General features: G+C 59.2%; 16 protein-coding genes. 1 reads left to right on the plus strand and 15 read right to left on the minus strand.

Translation table 11 applies throughout. From position 1 onward, the window contains the following. Positions 1-202: 202 nt before the first annotated feature. Entirely contained in the window at positions 203-517 is a 315-nt protein-coding gene (locus ACYVB2_RS09250) for a hypothetical protein (RefSeq protein ID WP_382432689.1), read from the plus strand. 19 nt (positions 518-536) lie between these two features. On the opposite strand, the gene ACYVB2_RS09255 is transcribed toward ACYVB2_RS09250, so the two are convergent. From ACYVB2_RS09255 to ACYVB2_RS09325, 15 genes are all read right to left on the minus strand, one after another. After that, positions 537-1,475, minus strand: a complete 939-nt coding sequence (locus ACYVB2_RS09255; protein ID WP_382432687.1) for a CysB family HTH-type transcriptional regulator — start codon at positions 1,473-1,475, stop codon at positions 537-539. Beyond that, on the minus strand, positions 1,472-2,824 hold the full coding sequence (locus ACYVB2_RS09260; RefSeq protein ID WP_382432685.1) for an LLM class flavin-dependent oxidoreductase: 1,353 nt from the start codon (positions 2,822-2,824) through the stop codon (positions 1,472-1,474). Before ACYVB2_RS09260 ends, ACYVB2_RS09255 begins: the two co-directional genes overlap by 4 nt. Before the next feature lie 25 nt (positions 2,825-2,849). Continuing rightward, entirely contained in the window at positions 2,850-3,065 is a 216-nt protein-coding gene (locus ACYVB2_RS09265; protein WP_382432683.1) for a TOBE domain-containing protein, read from the minus strand. A 188-nt stretch (positions 3,066-3,253) separates the two neighbouring features. After that, entirely contained in the window at positions 3,254-4,045 is a 792-nt protein-coding gene (locus ACYVB2_RS09270) for an amino acid ABC transporter ATP-binding protein (protein WP_382432681.1), read from the minus strand. Positions 4,046-4,065: 20 nt separating this feature from the next. Continuing rightward, the gene (locus ACYVB2_RS09275) at positions 4,066-5,172 is read right to left on the minus strand and encodes an amino acid ABC transporter permease (RefSeq protein ID WP_382432679.1); all 1,107 of its coding nucleotides are present in this window, start codon (positions 5,170-5,172) and stop codon (positions 4,066-4,068) included. Between the two features lie 3 nt (positions 5,173-5,175). Beyond that, a complete protein-coding gene (locus ACYVB2_RS09280) occupies positions 5,176-6,216 on the minus strand; it encodes an amino acid ABC transporter permease (protein ID WP_382432677.1) in 1,041 nt (346 codons plus the stop codon). Next, entirely contained in the window at positions 6,213-7,241 is a 1,029-nt protein-coding gene (locus ACYVB2_RS09285) for an amino acid ABC transporter substrate-binding protein (protein ID WP_382432675.1), read from the minus strand. The genes ACYVB2_RS09280 and ACYVB2_RS09285 overlap by 4 nt, the downstream gene beginning before the upstream one ends. 92 nt (positions 7,242-7,333) lie before the next feature. After that, the gene (locus tag ACYVB2_RS09290; RefSeq protein WP_382432673.1) at positions 7,334-7,936 is read right to left on the minus strand and encodes a malonic semialdehyde reductase; all 603 of its coding nucleotides are present in this window, start codon (positions 7,934-7,936) and stop codon (positions 7,334-7,336) included. A gap of 280 nt (positions 7,937-8,216) precedes the next feature. After that, positions 8,217-9,575 (minus strand): LLM class flavin-dependent oxidoreductase, encoded by a 1,359-nt coding sequence (locus ACYVB2_RS09295; protein WP_382432671.1) that lies wholly within the window; start codon positions 9,573-9,575, stop codon positions 8,217-8,219. 24 nt (positions 9,576-9,599) lie between these two features. Beyond that, positions 9,600-10,598 (minus strand): ABC transporter substrate-binding protein, encoded by a 999-nt coding sequence (locus tag ACYVB2_RS09300; RefSeq protein ID WP_382432669.1) that lies wholly within the window; start codon positions 10,596-10,598, stop codon positions 9,600-9,602. Positions 10,599-10,792: 194 nt separating this feature from the next. Next, entirely contained in the window at positions 10,793-11,587 is a 795-nt protein-coding gene (locus ACYVB2_RS09305) for a UDP-2,3-diacylglucosamine diphosphatase (RefSeq protein WP_382432667.1), read from the minus strand. A 23-nt stretch (positions 11,588-11,610) separates the two neighbouring features. Then, the gene (locus tag ACYVB2_RS09310; RefSeq protein WP_382432665.1) at positions 11,611-12,117 is read right to left on the minus strand and encodes a peptidylprolyl isomerase; all 507 of its coding nucleotides are present in this window, start codon (positions 12,115-12,117) and stop codon (positions 11,611-11,613) included. 26 nt (positions 12,118-12,143) lie between these two features. Beyond that, positions 12,144-12,728 (minus strand): peptidylprolyl isomerase, encoded by a 585-nt coding sequence (locus ACYVB2_RS09315; protein ID WP_382432663.1) that lies wholly within the window; start codon positions 12,726-12,728, stop codon positions 12,144-12,146. Further along, complete coding sequence (locus ACYVB2_RS09320; protein ID WP_382432799.1) at positions 12,728-14,023, minus strand: L,D-transpeptidase family protein; 1,296 nt, start codon at positions 14,021-14,023, stop codon at positions 12,728-12,730. The genes ACYVB2_RS09315 and ACYVB2_RS09320 overlap by 1 nt, the downstream gene beginning before the upstream one ends. Before the next feature lie 30 nt (positions 14,024-14,053). Next, positions 14,054-15,106, minus strand: coding sequence for a YybH family protein (locus ACYVB2_RS09325; protein ID WP_460536291.1), 1,053 nt, complete (start codon positions 15,104-15,106; stop codon positions 14,054-14,056). Positions 15,107-15,192 lie beyond the last annotated feature (86 nt).

Genomic DNA, 15,192 nt, shown 5'->3' on the forward strand with positions numbered 1-15,192 from the left:
CCGCAGGGTGTCCGAATCCCTGTGAAGATATGAAGATGTCGGGTGGTGCCAGGCAGCACTGTGGCTGTTGACAGCACTAGAGAGTCTACCGGCACCGGAAACTTGTTTCCAGATTTTAGCCGCCATGTGGGATACGGGTGCTGATGGGCGGCTGCCAGATAATTGGTCTTTTATTGCATCTGCACAGCCATACGCCAACCCCATGACCTCTGCTCGCCGTCACCACGCCATTACGTTGATGCAGGCTTCGGAAGAAGCGCCTGTGCTGGCGCCCTTGCTGGCCTTGATGCGTGAGTCCAGTGAGCGATTGCGGGTGGTGGAGCCGTTGATTCCCGTGTTGTTGCGTCCTAGTGTGCAAGCGGGGCCAATTGAGGGGGACACTTGGTGTTTGGTCGTCAAGAACAATGCCGTAGCGGCCAAACTGCGGCAGTTGTTGCCCCTGCTGCAAGCGCGTTTGCGCGCCCAGGGTTGGGAGGTCAGTGCCATTCGGCTCAAAATCCAAGGGCAGGGTGGCTGAGAGTCAGAGGCAAGAACCCTCAGGCAAGGTGATGGGCCTCCTGCATGGCCTGATCCACCACCGCGCGGGTCAGGGTGGGCACAAAGCTTTCAATGAACTGGTAGGCATAGCCACGCAGCCAAGTGCCCCGGCGCAGGCCCAGGCGGGTCAGGTTGACTTCAAACAGGTGGCGTGCATCGATCAGGCGCAAGTGGCGGTCGCGCTCGGCATCGACTGCAATAGAGGCGACGATGCCCACACCCATGTCCAGTTCTACATAGGTTTTGATGACATCGGCATCCATCGCGCTGAGCACAATGTCGGGTGCCAAGCCTTCGCGGGCAAAGGCTTCGTCAATGTGGGCGCGGCCGGTGTAGCCTAGTTCATAAGTGATGATGGGGTAGCGGGCCAGTTGCTCTAAGGTGATGGGGTGGGGATACGCCAGCAGCGGGTGATCCGGTGGCACGACGATGCTGTGCGTCCAACGGTAGCAAGGCAGCGTGACCAAGGTGTCGTAGCCTGCCAGTGCTTCGGTGGCAACGCCAATATCGGCTTCGCCCGAGAGCAGCATTTCGGCCACTTGGCGTGGTGAGCCTTGGTGCAGGTGCAGGCTGACCTGTGGAAACAGCGCCCGAAAATCATGCACGACCTGCGGCAAGGCATAACGGGCCTGTGAGTGTGTGGCCGCAATAGACAGGCGCCCTTGTTCGCTGGCGTTGAAGTCTTGTCCGGCCCGGCGCAGGTTTTCAGACTCCAGCAACAGGCGCTCCACGATGGGCAGCAAGGTCTGGCCCGGTGGGGTCAGGCCCGTCAGGCGTTTGCCTGCCCGGGCAAAGATTTCTACGCCCAGTTCTTCTTCCAACTCGCGAATCTGGCGGCTGACGCCCGGTTGCGATGTGTGCAGCATCGCGGCCACCTCGGTCAGGTTAAATCCCCGCCGCACGGCTTCACGGACAGAGCGCAATTGCTGAAAATTCATGGGCGTGTTGACTGCTGTGCGGGGTGGGTGGGCCGGGGCAAGCCCAAGTGCTCACGCAGGGTGTGGCCGCTATAGGCCGTGCGAAATAAACCGCGCCGCTGTAACTCTGGAATCACCAGATCGACAAAATCTTGCAAGTCAAAGGGGAGCGTGGGGGCCATGATGTTGAAGCCATCGGCGGCACCAGTGGTAAACCAGTGCTCTAACTGATCGGCCACCGACTCAGGTGTACCCACCACCGTCCAGTGGCCACGTGCGGTAGCCACGCGCTGGTAAAGCTGGCGCAGGGTGAGGTTTTCTTCGCGGGCCAATTTGAGAAACAGGTCTTGGCGGCTTTGCCAGCCTTCGGTGGGCGGCAGGTTGGGCACCGGGCCATCGAGGGGGTAGGGAGAAAAATCAAAGCCACCCACAAAATGCGACAGCAACCCCAAGCCCACCGCTGGCTCGATCAACGCTTGCAGCTGTTCGTATTTTTCTTGCGCTTCGGCCTCGGTGCGGCCTACCACGGGCGAGACACCGGGCAAAATTTTGAGGGCATCGGGGCTACGGCCATAGGCGGCCAAACGGCCCTTGAGGCTGGCGTAGAACGCCCGCGCACTCTCTACCGATTGGTGTGCGGTAAACACCAACTCGGCGGTGGCGGCAGCCAGTTCTTGCCCATCTTCGGAGGAGCCCGCTTGCACCAGCACCGGGTAGCCCTGCACCGGGCGCTGGCTTTGCAAAGCGCCGTGTACCTTGAAGTATTTGCCATCGTGGGCCAGACGGTGCAGTTTGGCCGGGTCAAAGTAACGGCCAGCGGCCTTATCCAACAGATAGGGCTGGTCTTCAAAAGTGTCCCACAGCCCTTTGACCACATCGACATATTCACGGGCGCGTTCATAGCGATCGGCGTGCGAAATTTGTTGGTCTAGACCAAACAGTTGGGCCTCTTGGTCAGAGCCAGAGGTGACAAGGTTCCAGCCGGCACGGCCTGCGCTCAGGTGGTCTAGTGTGGCAACCTTGCGCGCCAGATGGTAGGGCGGCAGGTAGGTGGTGGAGACCGTGCCCACCAGCCCAATGCGCTCAGTGACACCGGCCAAGGCGGTGAGCAACTCTAGCGGTTCAAACTGGTGCGGCGGCACGTTGCGGGCCAATGCCTCGGCGGGCGTGCCGGGCAGGCCCATGGTGTCGGCGCTAAAAATGGCATCAAACAGGCCCGATTCTGCAATGCGGGCCAGTTGCTGGTAGTGGGCTGGGCGCAAAGCGGCAGCCGGGTCTACCTTGGGATGGCGCCAAGCAGCAATGTGGTGGCCCACACCAAACAAAAAAGCGCCCAAATGCAGTTGGCGCGGTGCAGCAGCAGTGGTCATGGCGCGTATCCCTATTCCTATGGGTTTAGAGCTTGGCGATCGACACTTCGGTCGATTTGACCAGTGCGACCACTTCGGAGCCAAGGGTCAGGCCCAAATCGTCTACCGAGCGGGTGGTGATGACGGAGGTGACGATGCCCCAAGGGGTTTCGACATCAATCTCCGAGACCACATCGCCCCGGATGATTTCTTTGACTTTGCCCTTGAATTGGTTGCGTACGTTGATGGCTTGAATCGACATGGGATAACTCCTGAACGATGGTGAAGTTGGCACCGGACGGGAGCAGCCCCATCCGTTTTTAATAACCAAAACGAATGTAAAACATTTTCTTAAAACTTATAAATAATAAAAAGCGATGTGCAAAGACAAAGATGTTGCCGTCATAAGTTGCGATACAGCCGCTATAACGGCAACCCCCACGGCCCGCTTCAGGTGGGCAGGCTGCCACTTTTGCGCCCAATCAGTTTGTCCAAAAATTGCTGCGCTCGCTCGGTAGCAGGACGGGCAAAAAAGTCCTCTGGGGCTGCTTGTTCCACGATTTGGCCTTGGTCCATAAACACCACACGGTCGGCCACCGAGCGGGCAAAGTCCATCTCGTGCGTGACGCAGACCATCGTGATGCCTTGGCGGGCCAATGTGGTCATCACATCCAGTACCTCGTGCACCATTTCAGGGTCGAGGGCGGAGGTGGGTTCATCAAACAGCAAAATATCGGGCGACAGACACAGCGCCCGAGCAATCGCCACCCGTTGCTGCTGGCCCCCAGAGAGTTGCAACGGAAACTTGTGTGCCTGATCGGCAATGTGTACGCGCTCCAATTGGGCCAGTGCATGGGCTTGGGCCTGTGCGCGTGGCACCTTGGCGGCATGGATCGGCCCCAGCGTCAGGTTGTCTAAGACACTCAGGTGCGGAAACAAATTGAACTGCTGAAACACCATGCCGACATGGCGGCGCACTTGGGCAATAGTGCGCTCGTCTTCTTGGCCTTCGGGGTGCAACGGCACTCCAGCCACCCACAGGTGGCCCTGCTGGAAAGGTTCTAGTGCATTGATGCAGCGGATAAAGGTTGATTTGCCTGAACCGGATGGCCCACACACCACGAGCCGCTCACCACGGGCTATGTCCAGGTCTATGTCGCGCAGCACATGAAAGTCTGTGCCAAACCATTTGTTCAGTTGCTGAAAACGGATCAGCGGGGCCGTATCGGCAGGGGCAGTCATGGCTTCTAGCATTCAAAAAATCAGCGGGCGTGGCTGCCTGCCTGTTGTTGCTCCACCCATAGGCTGTAGCGCGACATGGCGGCACAAACAACAAAATAAATCAGTGTGATGAACAGATAGCCCTCAAGCATGAACGGACGCCACATGGGGTCGCCACTCAGGGCCAGCCCCAACGAGCCGGTCAGCTCATACAAGCTGACAATGGTGATGAGTGAACTGTCTTTGAAGATGGAGATAAAGCTGTTCATCAGCCCCGGCACCACCGCGCCCAAAGCTTGCGGCAACACCACCAGCCGTTGGGTTTGCCACCAGCCCAACCCGATGCTGGCGGCGGCCTCGATCTGGCCGCGTGGCACTGATTGCAACCCAGCACGCACGGTTTCTGCCAAGTAGGCGGCAGCAAACAAGGCAATGCCCAGCAGCACACGCAGCAGCACATCGGGCGTGGCCCCCGCTGGCAGAAACAGCGGAAACAAAAAACTGGCCATAAACAGCACTGAGATCAACGGCACACCGCGCACCAGTTCGATATACAAGCTACACAAGGCCCGCACGGCGGGCATCTGGGAACGCCTCCCCAGTGCCAACAGCACCGCCAGCGGACAGGCCAGCACGATGGACAAGGTACTGAGCATCAACGTGAGGGGCAAGCCGCCCCAGCGGTCGGTGGGCACAGAGGCCCAACCCAACACACCGCCCCCCATCAGGGCCACAAATACACCCCACACCAGCCCCCAAGCCAGCAGCAACCCACGGTTCCAGCAGCGGCGCATCCCGCTGGCTACTACCAGCGCCAGCAGCAGCCCGGAAGCTAACCAAGGGCGCCAGCCCTCTTCCTGCGGATAGCGGCCCAGAATGATGAACTGGTATTTCTCTGCCAACATTCCCCAGCAGGCACCGTTGCCCCGTGCTGCTTGGCAAGCGGCCACATCGGGTTGCCAAATGGCTTGCCACAAAGCCCAGTCGGCCAACGGTGGCAGCAGCCAGAGAGCGCAGCCGAGCAGGGCCAACGTGGTCAGGCTGTGCGCCCAGCCACCCAACCATTCACGGCGCAGCCAGCCCAGTAGCCCCCCGGTACGGGGGGGCGCAGGGCGGGCAGCTATCGAGCGTGCAGGGGGAGCGGACATGGGTTAACGCTCCTGCAATGCGGCCCGGCGGTTGATATGGCCCATGACCAAGGCGGTAGACAACGACAAGCCCAAATACACCACCATGATGACGGCAATGCACTCCAATGCCCGCCCCGTTTGGTTCAGGCTGGTATTGGCAATCGACACCACATCCGGGTAGCCTACGGCCACCGCCAGCGACGAATTTTTCGTCAGGTTCAAGTATTGGTTGGTCAGCGGTGGCACGATGATGCGCAGCGCCTGCGGCCCTGTGACATGGCGCAGCGTTTGGCCCCGGCCCAAACCAATGCTCAGGGCGGCTTCGATCTGGCCGCGTGGCACGGCCGTGATGCCCGCGCGCACCACTTCGGCCACAAAGGCGGCGGTATACAACGTCAAGCCTAACAGCAGGGCCAAAAACTCGGGTGAGAGCGCCGCACCGCCTTCAATGGCAAAGCCTTGCAGCGTGGGCAAGCTCCAGTGCCAACCTTGTGGGCCTTGCACCGGAAACGGCAAGCTCAGGCCAGCTTTGCTCCAGAACACAAAGTCGCCCCAATGCCAAGCCTCCGTGGGGTCGGGCAGGTATTCCACCAGCAGCAAATACCACAGCAACAGCTGCACCAGCAATGGCACGTTGCGAAACAGCTCGACATAGCCCCGGCACAGCATGCGCACCGGCAAATTGCGCGACAAGCGCCCAATGCCCACCAACATCCCCAGCAGGGTACACAAGACTATCGCGGCCACCGACACGCGCAAAGTGTTGAGCACACCCACAGCAAAGGCACGGGCGTAGCTATCGGTGGAAGCAAAGGCAATGGCTTGCTCACCGATGTCAAAGCCCGCCGTCTGGCTGAGAAAATCCCAACCACTTTGAATACCCCGCGCCGCCATATTGGCTTGGGTGTTGTGTACCAACCAACCCAAGCCCAGCACCACGGCCAGCAAGGCCAACAACTGCCACACTAACGCCCGTGTGCCGGGGTGGTGCCAAGACCAGCGCCGCCGCGCGCGTGGTGGCGCTGGACGGGGGGCAATCAGTGGGTGCTCACGCCCCCTCACCGCACCGGCAAAGCATAGAGCAGGCCACCTTGGTTCCACAGGCGGTTGAGGCCACGCGGCAAACCGACCGGGGTTTTCTCGCCCACGTTACGCTCGTAGATTTCGCCATAGTTGCCCACCGCTTGGACGGCGCGCACCAGCCAGTCACGGTCTAGGCCCAGCAGCTTGCCGGTGTCTTCGGTCTTGCCCAACAGGCGGCCTACCACTGGGTCGGTGCTTTCGGCTTTGAGTTGGCCTACATTGGCTTGGGTAATGCCATTTTCTTCGGCCTCGATCAGACCATACACCACCCAGCGCACAATGGCTTGCCACTCATCGTCACCCCGGCGCACCAGCGGCCCCAGTGGTTCTTTAGAGATCAACTCTGGCAAGATAACATGCTCTTGTGGGTTCTTGGCCTCTTTGGCCCGCACCGAGGCCAGCCCCGAGGTGTCGGTGGTATAGGCTTGGCAGCGGCCCGCAAAGTAGGCCGCATTGGCAGCATCAAACTTGTCAAACACCACCGGTTTGAGGTTGAGGTTATGCAAGCGTGAGAAATCGGTCAGGTTTTTCTCAGACGTGGTGCCCGACTGCACGCACACCGTGGCGCCCTTCAGCTGCTTGGCACTCTTGACCTTGAGTTTGGCGGGCACCATAAAGCCTTGGCCGTCATAAAACACCACAGCGGTAGCAGCCAGCCCCATTGAGGCATCGCGCGTCAATGTCACGGTGGTGTTGCGCGAGAGCACATCCACTTCACCCGATTGCAAGGCCGTAAATCGCTGTTGCGAGGCCAACGGCACCCACTTCACCTTGTTGGCATCGTTGAGCACAGCAGCAGCCACGGCCTTGGCAACATCTACATCCAGCCCCACCCATTGGCCTTGGCTGTTGGCGGCAGAGAAGCCGGGCACACCGGTACTCACACCTACGGTGATCTGGCCGCGCTGTTGGATGGTGTCGAGCGTTTTGCCTGCGTGGGCTACAGGCAGCAAGGCCGCCAGCCCCAAGGCCAGGGCAGTCAGGGAAGTGCGAAAAAGAGGCATGTTGCAATAGCGGTGTTGGAATGGCAAACAACCCCCCCGCCTTGCCAGCCACGGCACAGCACGGATGGACGGGGGGACACATGGGCTAAAGGTTAAACGATTTGCGCTACGTCTTCGAAGGCCAAGCGCGGGCCACGCGGATGGGTGCCACTGTGGTCAGCCACGCCCAAATTGACGATGAAGTTGACCTGATAGCGCCCATCGGGGAAAAACGCGTCATTGACGGCTTGGGGGTTGAAGCCCGATTGTGCTCCGGCATCGAGCCCCAGCGCCCGTGCTGCCAGAATCAGGTAAGCACCTTGCAGGCTGCTGTTGCGAAATGCCGTAGAGGCAGCCAAATCGGCATTGGCTTCAAACAACGGCTTGGCGTTATAGGCCGGGAATTGTTCGGGCAGGTGTTCGTAAAAGCGTGTGTCTTGGGCCACGATCACAGTGACAGCGGCGGCATCGGTCTGGGCCACATTGCCCGCCGACAGGGTGGGGCGCAGCTTGGCCTTGGCCTCGGGGCTGCGCACAAACACATAACGCGCAGGCTGTGCGTTGAAGGCCGTTGGCCCCCACTTGAGCAAGTCGTACAAGCGGGCGATGGTCTCGTCTGACACAGGTTCGGGCTTGAAGGCATGAACCGTGCGGGCTTCGCGGAACAACTGGTCTAGCGCAGCATCGCTCAAAGGGGGATGGAAAGACTGAGTCATGCAAACTCCAAAAAATTGGCAAAGATGGCACCCAATGTACGTGTAAGGGGTGGTTTTACCAAAGCATCAAACCACTTGTCCTCATAACCCAAGCGCCTAATTTATAGGCCTAAGTAGAACAAAAAAAAGCCCGCACCAGGCGGGCTGTGAAAGTTCCCCTTACCAGCTCCTATCAATGAATGGGATGTGCCAGATCACCACAGAAACCCAGTGTCGTGCTTAGACGCTGCATGGTCAAACCACCGATCCGCACATCGATATGCAGAAAAAACCCTTCTGTTCAGGCCGCCAATGGTTGTGGCTGGGCAGGTTGCGCAGGAAATGCCGGTCGGGGCAGCCCCAGATGTTCGCGCAGGGTGTGGCCGGTGTAGGCGGTACGAAATAAGCCGCGCCGTTGTAATTCGGGCACCACCAATTCAACAAAATCATCCAACCCGCCCGGCGTGCTGCTGAACATGACATTAAAGCCATCGCAGGCTCCCGTGTGGAACCAGTGCGCAAAATCATCGGCAATGCTCTGGGGCGTACCCACCAGCATCCGGTGGCCGCCCGCACTCCACCGGGTGAGCAATTGCTGCACGGTGGGGCGTTCATGGCGTATCCAATCCACCAGCAGTTTTTGTCGGCTTTTGTGTGCGTTGGTCTCGGGGATATGCTCGGGCAGTGGCACACGGTCGCTGGGCGATAGCCCGGTCAAATCCACGCCCAAGCTGGCATAGCTGGACAAGGCGCGCAACTGCACATCGGTATCACGATAGGCCAGCAGTTCGGCAAATTTGGCATTGGCTTCGGCGTGGGTGCGGCCTATCACTGGCATCACCCCAGGCAGGATGTGGATCTGTTCAGGAGACCGGCCATAGCGTACGGCACGGGCCTTGACGTCGCGGTAAAAGTCGCGCGCCTCGTCAATGTCTTGGGCAGCGGTATAGAGCAGTTCTCCCACGCGGGCAGCCAGATTTTTGCCTGCCTCAGAGGAGCCCGCTTGGCACAGCACCGGCCAACCCTGCACAGGGCGTGGCGCATTGAGCGGCCCCTTGACCCGGAAATGCTGGCCCACATGGTGCAGCAAGTGCAGTTTGGCCGGGTCGGCCCATTGGCCGCTGGCCTTGTTTTCCAAAAAGGCATCGTCAGCCCAACTGTCCCATAGCCCCGTGACCACATCCACAAACTCGTGGGCGCGTGCGTAGCGTTCAGCGTGGTCGCGGTGGGCGGGCAGGTTGAAGTTTTCGCCCCCAGCAGTGGAGGTGACAATATTCCAGCCCACCCGTCCTTGGCTCAGGTGGTCTAATGAGGCAAAGTGGCGGGCCACGTTGTAGGGTTCGCTGTAGCTGGTACTGACGGTAGCGACCAGCCCAATGCGTTGGGTCACCAAGGCCAGTGCCGCCACCAGCACCAGTGGATCCCAACGCGGCGACAGTGGGGCAGTGGAGACGGTGGTGGCATCGCTGGCGGCAAACACGTTGTCGTAAAAAAACAGGGCATCAAAGCAGGCGGCTTCGAGCTTTTGTGCGTACTCCTTGTAGCGGTCAAAGTTGCGATAGGCGTCGGTGTGGGCCGCAGGATGGCGCCAGCTATCGCCCTGAACGCCCGCGCCAGTAAAGTAGGCGCCCAGCCGTAGTTGTCTTGGTGTGGTGGTCATGCGCAAGTGCTCTCTGAGTGGGGGTCAGGCGCTGCGCAGCACCGGGTCAAATGTACGGCTCCATAAAGGGGCTACCTGTGCTGGGCCATCGAGCACGCCCAGTTGCAAAAAAGTGTCGGCCACAGCTTGGTGGCCTTGCACTACGGCGTTGTCCACCGCGCGTAGCGCATAGTTGGTGCTGCGGTTGTTCCACAACTCAATCAAATCGCCCACCGGAATGCGGGTCTCCTGTGATTGCGCCTTGGCATAGGCCAAATAATTCTGGTTGGCCCAGTGGTAGGCCGTGCGCAGGCGTTGCAAGTAGTCGGCAATGGCCGCTTGTTTGAGTGTGTCTTCCACCGATTGCGGATTGGCATAGACCGGAAAGTTGCCCGATAGGTAGCCCAAGCCCGTCTTGAGCACCTGCGCGCCATATTTGATGCGTGCGGTCTGGCCGTTGTAGCCATAAATGGCCCAAGCATCGATGTCGCCCCGATCAAATGCAGACAGCCCATCGGCAGGGGTGAGATTGATGGGGGTGATATCGTTAAAGCTCAACCCAGCCTCGGCCAGTTGGCGGCTCAGAAAATAATGGGCCGTAGTGGCGCGCACATAGCCTACCCGCTTGCCTTTGAGGTCAGCAATGCGCTGAATGCCGCTGTCTTTACGCGCCAGTGTGACTTGGCTGTTCAGGTCTTCACGCACTACGGCAATAAAGCGCACCTGGGTTTTTTGCCGTGCCGCAAACAGGGCCGGGATCTCACTGCCCGAACCCAAATCCAGCGCATTGCCATGAATAGCCTCGATGTGCAGCACACCATTGTTGAGCTCGCGCCATTCGATTTTGTAGGGGGTCTGGGTCAGTTGTGCCGCCGTTAACAGCGCCCGCCAGTTGCCCTTATAGGTGCCAATGCGCAGTGTGACGCCTGATAGGTCGGCCTTGGGGGCCGCCCGCGCCCCCAGTGGCAGCAACAGACCCGCGCCACTGGCCGCAGCGCCAGCCAGCCATTGACGCCGCGTACTCTTTCCCCAATTGCTTTGCATGGTGCACCTCCAAAAAATCTGAAGGAGGCAGCATAGAAATCTGGGGCAAGGCTGCCAACGAAGGGCTGGTAGCAACGATATGCGTAAGTTTTAAGGCTATTTGCTGTGGGCGCTACGCCCCACCTTGGGGGCACTGCTGGTGCCAGTGCATGCAGCCAGGGGCAGGCCATGACTGTCCACTGCCAACAGATCCCTTATATCCCGCCGGGTTGAGCATGGATCAAAGAAATGCGGTGCAGCCCCTGAGCATCCAAGCGCAGCACTTGCGCACGGGCAGGTTGGGCGGCCAAATCCCAATCGCTCAATACCATGCGCGATAAATGGGGGGCCAAAACATGCTCTGCCGGGCGATGGGTATGACCATGAATCAAGGTGTTGGCTGTTGCGGCCTCTAACCACGCGATAGCGGTGGCACTGTCCACATCGGCATAGAAGGCACCCGATTGTTTGCGCGCCTCACTTTCTTGCCGAATGTGGCGGCCTTGTACCCGACGCTGCGCCAAAGGCTGGGCTAAAAACTGCTGTTGCCACGGTGCGCTGCGGGCCACAACCCGAAAACGCTGGTACTCCACATCGTCAAGACACAGGGCATCGCCGTGGCTGAGCAACAGGCGTTGCACACCCCATTGCAGCACGGTAGGGTCTGTCAGGATGTGGATGCCACACTGTTGGGCGAACGCAGCCCCGAGCAAAAAATCCCGGTTGCCCGCCATAAAGAAAACCGCTCGGCGCTGTGCCGCTGCCTGTAACACCGTTGCACAATGGGCCTCAAAGCTGTCTGGCTCTGCCAAGGCATCATCGCCCACCCAGACCTCAAACAAGTCTCCCAAGATGAAAACAGCATCGGCGGGTGTGGTGTGCAAATAGCATTGCCATGCCGCACTGGTGGCTGCATCGCCCGAATGCAAATGCAAATCAGCAATGAAATCAACCGTGCGCCAGTGCGATGGAGCTACAAGCTCCTCGAACCGGGGCACGGTCGTAGTCACGGGGACAGAGAGAAACGGTAGGCTTAGAGTGCCACAGCCTTTTCGATCACTACGTCTTCTTTGGGTACATCGTCATGGAAGCCGCTGCGGCCTGTTTTCACGGCCTTGATTTTGTCTACCACCTCGGTGCCCGAGACCACCTTGCCAAACACTGCATAGCCCCAGCCTTGGGCGCTAGGGGCAGTATGGTTCAGGAAGCCATTGTCGGCCACGTTGATAAAAAACTGTGCCGTGGCCGAGTGCGGATCGCTGGTGCGGGCCATTGCGATGGTGTAGTTGGCGTTTTTCAGGCCGTTGTTGGCTTCGTTCTCGATCGGGGCATCGGTGCCCTTTTGCTTGAGGCCCGGCTCAAAACCGCCGCCCTGGATCATGAAGCCCGGAATGACGCGGTGAAAAATGGTGTTGTCGTAATGGCCCTTACCCACATAGGCCAAAAAGTTGGCTACCGACTTGGGGGCCTTGTCTGCGTCGAGTTCCAGGGTAATGACGCCATAGTTGGCAATGTGCAGTTCGACTTGGGGGTTGCTCATGGCAAAAGGCTTTCTATCAAAAAGGGTTAGGGCAGCACAGTGGCTGAGGTAATGGTGATGGGCGTGGTGGGCACATTTTGGTGGAACCCCTTGTTGCCAGTGGGCACCGCCTTGATTTTGTCTACCACGGCAGTGCCATCAATCACTTTGCCAAAGACTGCATAGCCATCATTGCCGGGCTGACGGGCATTGAGCATGTCGTTGTCTTTGACATTAATGAAGAACTGCGATGTGGCCGAATGTGGATTGCCAGTGCGTGCCATCGCAATGGTATAGGTCTGGTTCTTCAGGCCATTGCCCGACTCCAGCATGATGGGCGTCTTGGTGGGTTTTTGCGTCATGTCGGCGGTAAAGCCACCGCCTTGGATCATGAAGCCGTCAATGACGCGGTGGAAAATAGTGCCGTCGTAGTGCTTGTCTTTGACATAAGCCAAGAAGTTTTCTACCGACTTGGGTGCCTTGGCCGGGTCAAGCTGCACCACGATATCGCCCATCGAGGTACTGAGCTTGACTTTAGGAGCGTCTTGGGCCGCCACAGGTTGCACCATTGCCAGCCCTAAGACCAAACTGCTGGCGGTCAGTGCCAGCACAGACTTTCTTCTGGAAATCATCAACTGATCACTCCTTCATAGAATATTTGCCATTGGTCGCCTTGGCGTTTCCAATATTGGCGCCGGGTCGTGCCGCTGCGCTCACCCTTGGCAACTTCACCAAAGGTGACAACCATTGTTTCGCTGGAATCTCGCCAATGGAGATAGGACTTGTCTTTGAGTTCTATTTCCTTGCTTCGCTGCGCATTGGCCAGCCGGTTCAGCCACTCTTGCCGGGGTTGTTGCGAGGCGCTTTTAAAGTCTCGGGCGTAGAAACGTTGTAGCCCTTGCACATCCCCTTGCACCTTGGCGCTGCTCCAAGCCTGGAGCACAGCGTCAAATTGTTGGCGGGCTGTCTCTACACTGTCTGGCGCTACCCAACGCAGCTCAGGGGCAATGACTACCGGTGTGGCACGTTCTACTGTGCGCAGCAGACGCTCCAAATCGGGGTTAGCCAATGCTACGCAGCCATCGGTAGCTTGGGGCGCACGGGCAAACTGTTCTGGTGGCGTGCCATGCAACCAAATGCCGCTGCCGGTTTTGCCCCGGCTGAGATCCAACGGATTGGGGTAGTTCAGTGGCAACGCCCCTGCACCATAGAAATCACGCAAAGTAGAGGGGTCTAGGCGGCTGGTGATGAAGTACACACCGATGGGTGTACGCTGGTCGCCTTCCACGTATTTATCAATCCCCAGTTTACCCACCGAAGCGTAGTAGTCGGCCACCAAGCGCAGGCCATCGCGCGTGTTTTCAAACAAATACAAGCGAGAGCGAGACGCATCTACTGCCACCGCATGGCGCTGGCGTGGAGACAGGGTCAGGAACTGGGCCGGAATAGTGTTGGCCGGCGGGCGCGCATGCAGTGCTTGCAGCCGTCTGCGGGACTCCTCACGCAGCACATTCAGATTGTGGTTTTCGGTGGTGGTGGCCGGCAAATGGGCCCCTGGAACGGCACTGATTTGCTGCGCTGGGCGCGCCCGTGCAGCCAGCAGATCACCCAGCACCAATTGGGCCAGTTGGAAGTTGGGGTAATCACGCACCAAACTTTCGGCACCGGCCAAGGCCTCTCGGTGTTGGCCCTGCCCCACCGATTGGTAAATCTCTAGTAGACGCGTCTCGGCCTGACCATCAACCAGAGCCGCTGGTGGCGCTTTGCTGCTGGCTTTGGCACTGGCACGGGCCGATGTCTTAGGGTCTTGGGCTATGGCAGATGGTGTCTGCGTTACCAAGAGACAGGTCAGAGCAGCCGCCAGTACCGGCCAGCGACTTGTGGTGTTGGAGCGGGAGAAATACCGAGAGATCACATCGATTTCCATATCCATGACGCAGGCGGCAACCAAGGCCGCTCAGTTACCGACGGTTTCGCGCACGATCACCCAACGCCCCTGAATCTTGTTCATTTCTAGGGTTTTGCGGCTGCTGGTTTGTAGTGATCCGGCGCTGTAGTCCTGGCGGAAGCGAGCGATGGCTGTATCGCCTTCTGTAGTGACTTTCAGGTCACGCACATTGACGCTGATGCGAGATTTGCCCTCAATGCGCGAACGCCGCTCTGCTTCCCATTCTTTGCGGCTTTGCTTGCCCGAAGGAACGGTATTTTTGGCATAGGCCGCAAAATAGCCGTTCAGGTCTTTGCTGCCCCAAGCACTGGCCCATGCTTCTACGGCAGTCGTCACTGCCTGCACAGCCGCTGCGTCTGCAACAGGCACCGCAGGCGGGGGTGGCACAGGCGCTGGTGGTGGCGGCGGCGCTACCGGGCTAGGCGCCGGTGCCGGCTTGACGGCCACTGGTGCTGGTGCTGGTGCTGGTGCTGGTGCTGGTGCTGGTGCTGGTGCTGGTGCTGGTGCTGCTGTGCTCACACCGGGCTTGGCCGTACCGGTTGGGAAGGCCAAGCCTTCAATCAGTTCCAGCTTGGGTTGCACGCTGGCTGTCTGGGTGCCATCGAGTTGCAGCGCCTTGTTGTAAGCCGTGCTGGCCAAGCGGGCATAGACATCGCCCAGATTCTCATGGGCCGTAGCGTAGCTGGGGTTGGTACGAATCGCCATTTCCAGCGCAGAGCGGGCCTTGTCAAACTGGTTCTGCCCGGCATAGAGCACCGCCAGATTGTTGTAGGGCTCGGGCAACTCGGGGTAGTCTTGGGTCAGCTTGGTAAAGACGGCAATGGCCTGCTCACGTTTGCCCGCTTGCGTCAGGGCCACACCGCGCAGAAAACGCAGTTGCGGATCACGGGGCTTGGCTGTCAGCAGTTGGTCTGTTTTGGCTAACGCATCCGCAGGCTTGCCTGCGCGCAGCAGCTTCTGGATGTCGCCATATTCATCGGCCTGGGCTATGCCAGAGCCTAGCAATGCAGTCAAGGTCAGCAGGCGCAGAACATGGGAGAAGGTGCGGCGAACGTGCATCATGAAGAGGGGAAAATGGAGGGGCCGTAGCAGGCCCGCAGGCGCTTATACTGGCGCGGATTGTAGCGGAGGGGGGCCGAACCAAGACC

It is taken from the genome of Giesbergeria giesbergeri, assembly GCF_054779375.1.

Bases quoted from the DNA above. Each gene is read 5' to 3' on its own strand.
- ACYVB2_RS09250 (WP_382432689.1), top strand. From the start codon at position 203: ATGACCTCTGCTCGCCGTCACCACGCCATTACGTTGATGCAGGCTTCG.
- ACYVB2_RS09255 (WP_382432687.1), bottom strand. From the start codon at position 1,475: ATGAATTTTCAGCAATTGCGCTCTGTCCGTGAAGCCGTGCGGCGGGGA.
- ACYVB2_RS09260 (WP_382432685.1), bottom strand. From the start codon at position 2,824: ATGACCACTGCTGCTGCACCGCGCCAACTGCATTTGGGCGCTTTTTTG.
- ACYVB2_RS09265 (WP_382432683.1), bottom strand. From the start codon at position 3,065: ATGTCGATTCAAGCCATCAACGTACGCAACCAATTCAAGGGCAAAGTC.
- ACYVB2_RS09270 (WP_382432681.1), bottom strand. From the start codon at position 4,045: ATGACTGCCCCTGCCGATACGGCCCCGCTGATCCGTTTTCAGCAACTG.
- ACYVB2_RS09275 (WP_382432679.1), bottom strand. From the start codon at position 5,172: ATGTCCGCTCCCCCTGCACGCTCGATAGCTGCCCGCCCTGCGCCCCCC.
- ACYVB2_RS09285 (WP_382432675.1), bottom strand. From the start codon at position 7,241: ATGCCTCTTTTTCGCACTTCCCTGACTGCCCTGGCCTTGGGGCTGGCG.
- ACYVB2_RS09290 (WP_382432673.1), bottom strand. From the start codon at position 7,936: ATGACTCAGTCTTTCCATCCCCCTTTGAGCGATGCTGCGCTAGACCAG.
- ACYVB2_RS09295 (WP_382432671.1), bottom strand. From the start codon at position 9,575: ATGACCACCACACCAAGACAACTACGGCTGGGCGCCTACTTTACTGGC.
- ACYVB2_RS09300 (WP_382432669.1), bottom strand. From the start codon at position 10,598: ATGCAAAGCAATTGGGGAAAGAGTACGCGGCGTCAATGGCTGGCTGGC.
- ACYVB2_RS09310 (WP_382432665.1), bottom strand. From the start codon at position 12,117: ATGAGCAACCCCCAAGTCGAACTGCACATTGCCAACTATGGCGTCATT.
- ACYVB2_RS09315 (WP_382432663.1), bottom strand. From the start codon at position 12,728: ATGATTTCCAGAAGAAAGTCTGTGCTGGCACTGACCGCCAGCAGTTTG.
- ACYVB2_RS09320 (WP_382432799.1), bottom strand. From the start codon at position 14,023: ATGGAAATCGATGTGATCTCTCGGTATTTCTCCCGCTCCAACACCACA.
- ACYVB2_RS09325 (WP_460536291.1), bottom strand. From the start codon at position 15,106: ATGATGCACGTTCGCCGCACCTTCTCCCATGTTCTGCGCCTGCTGACC.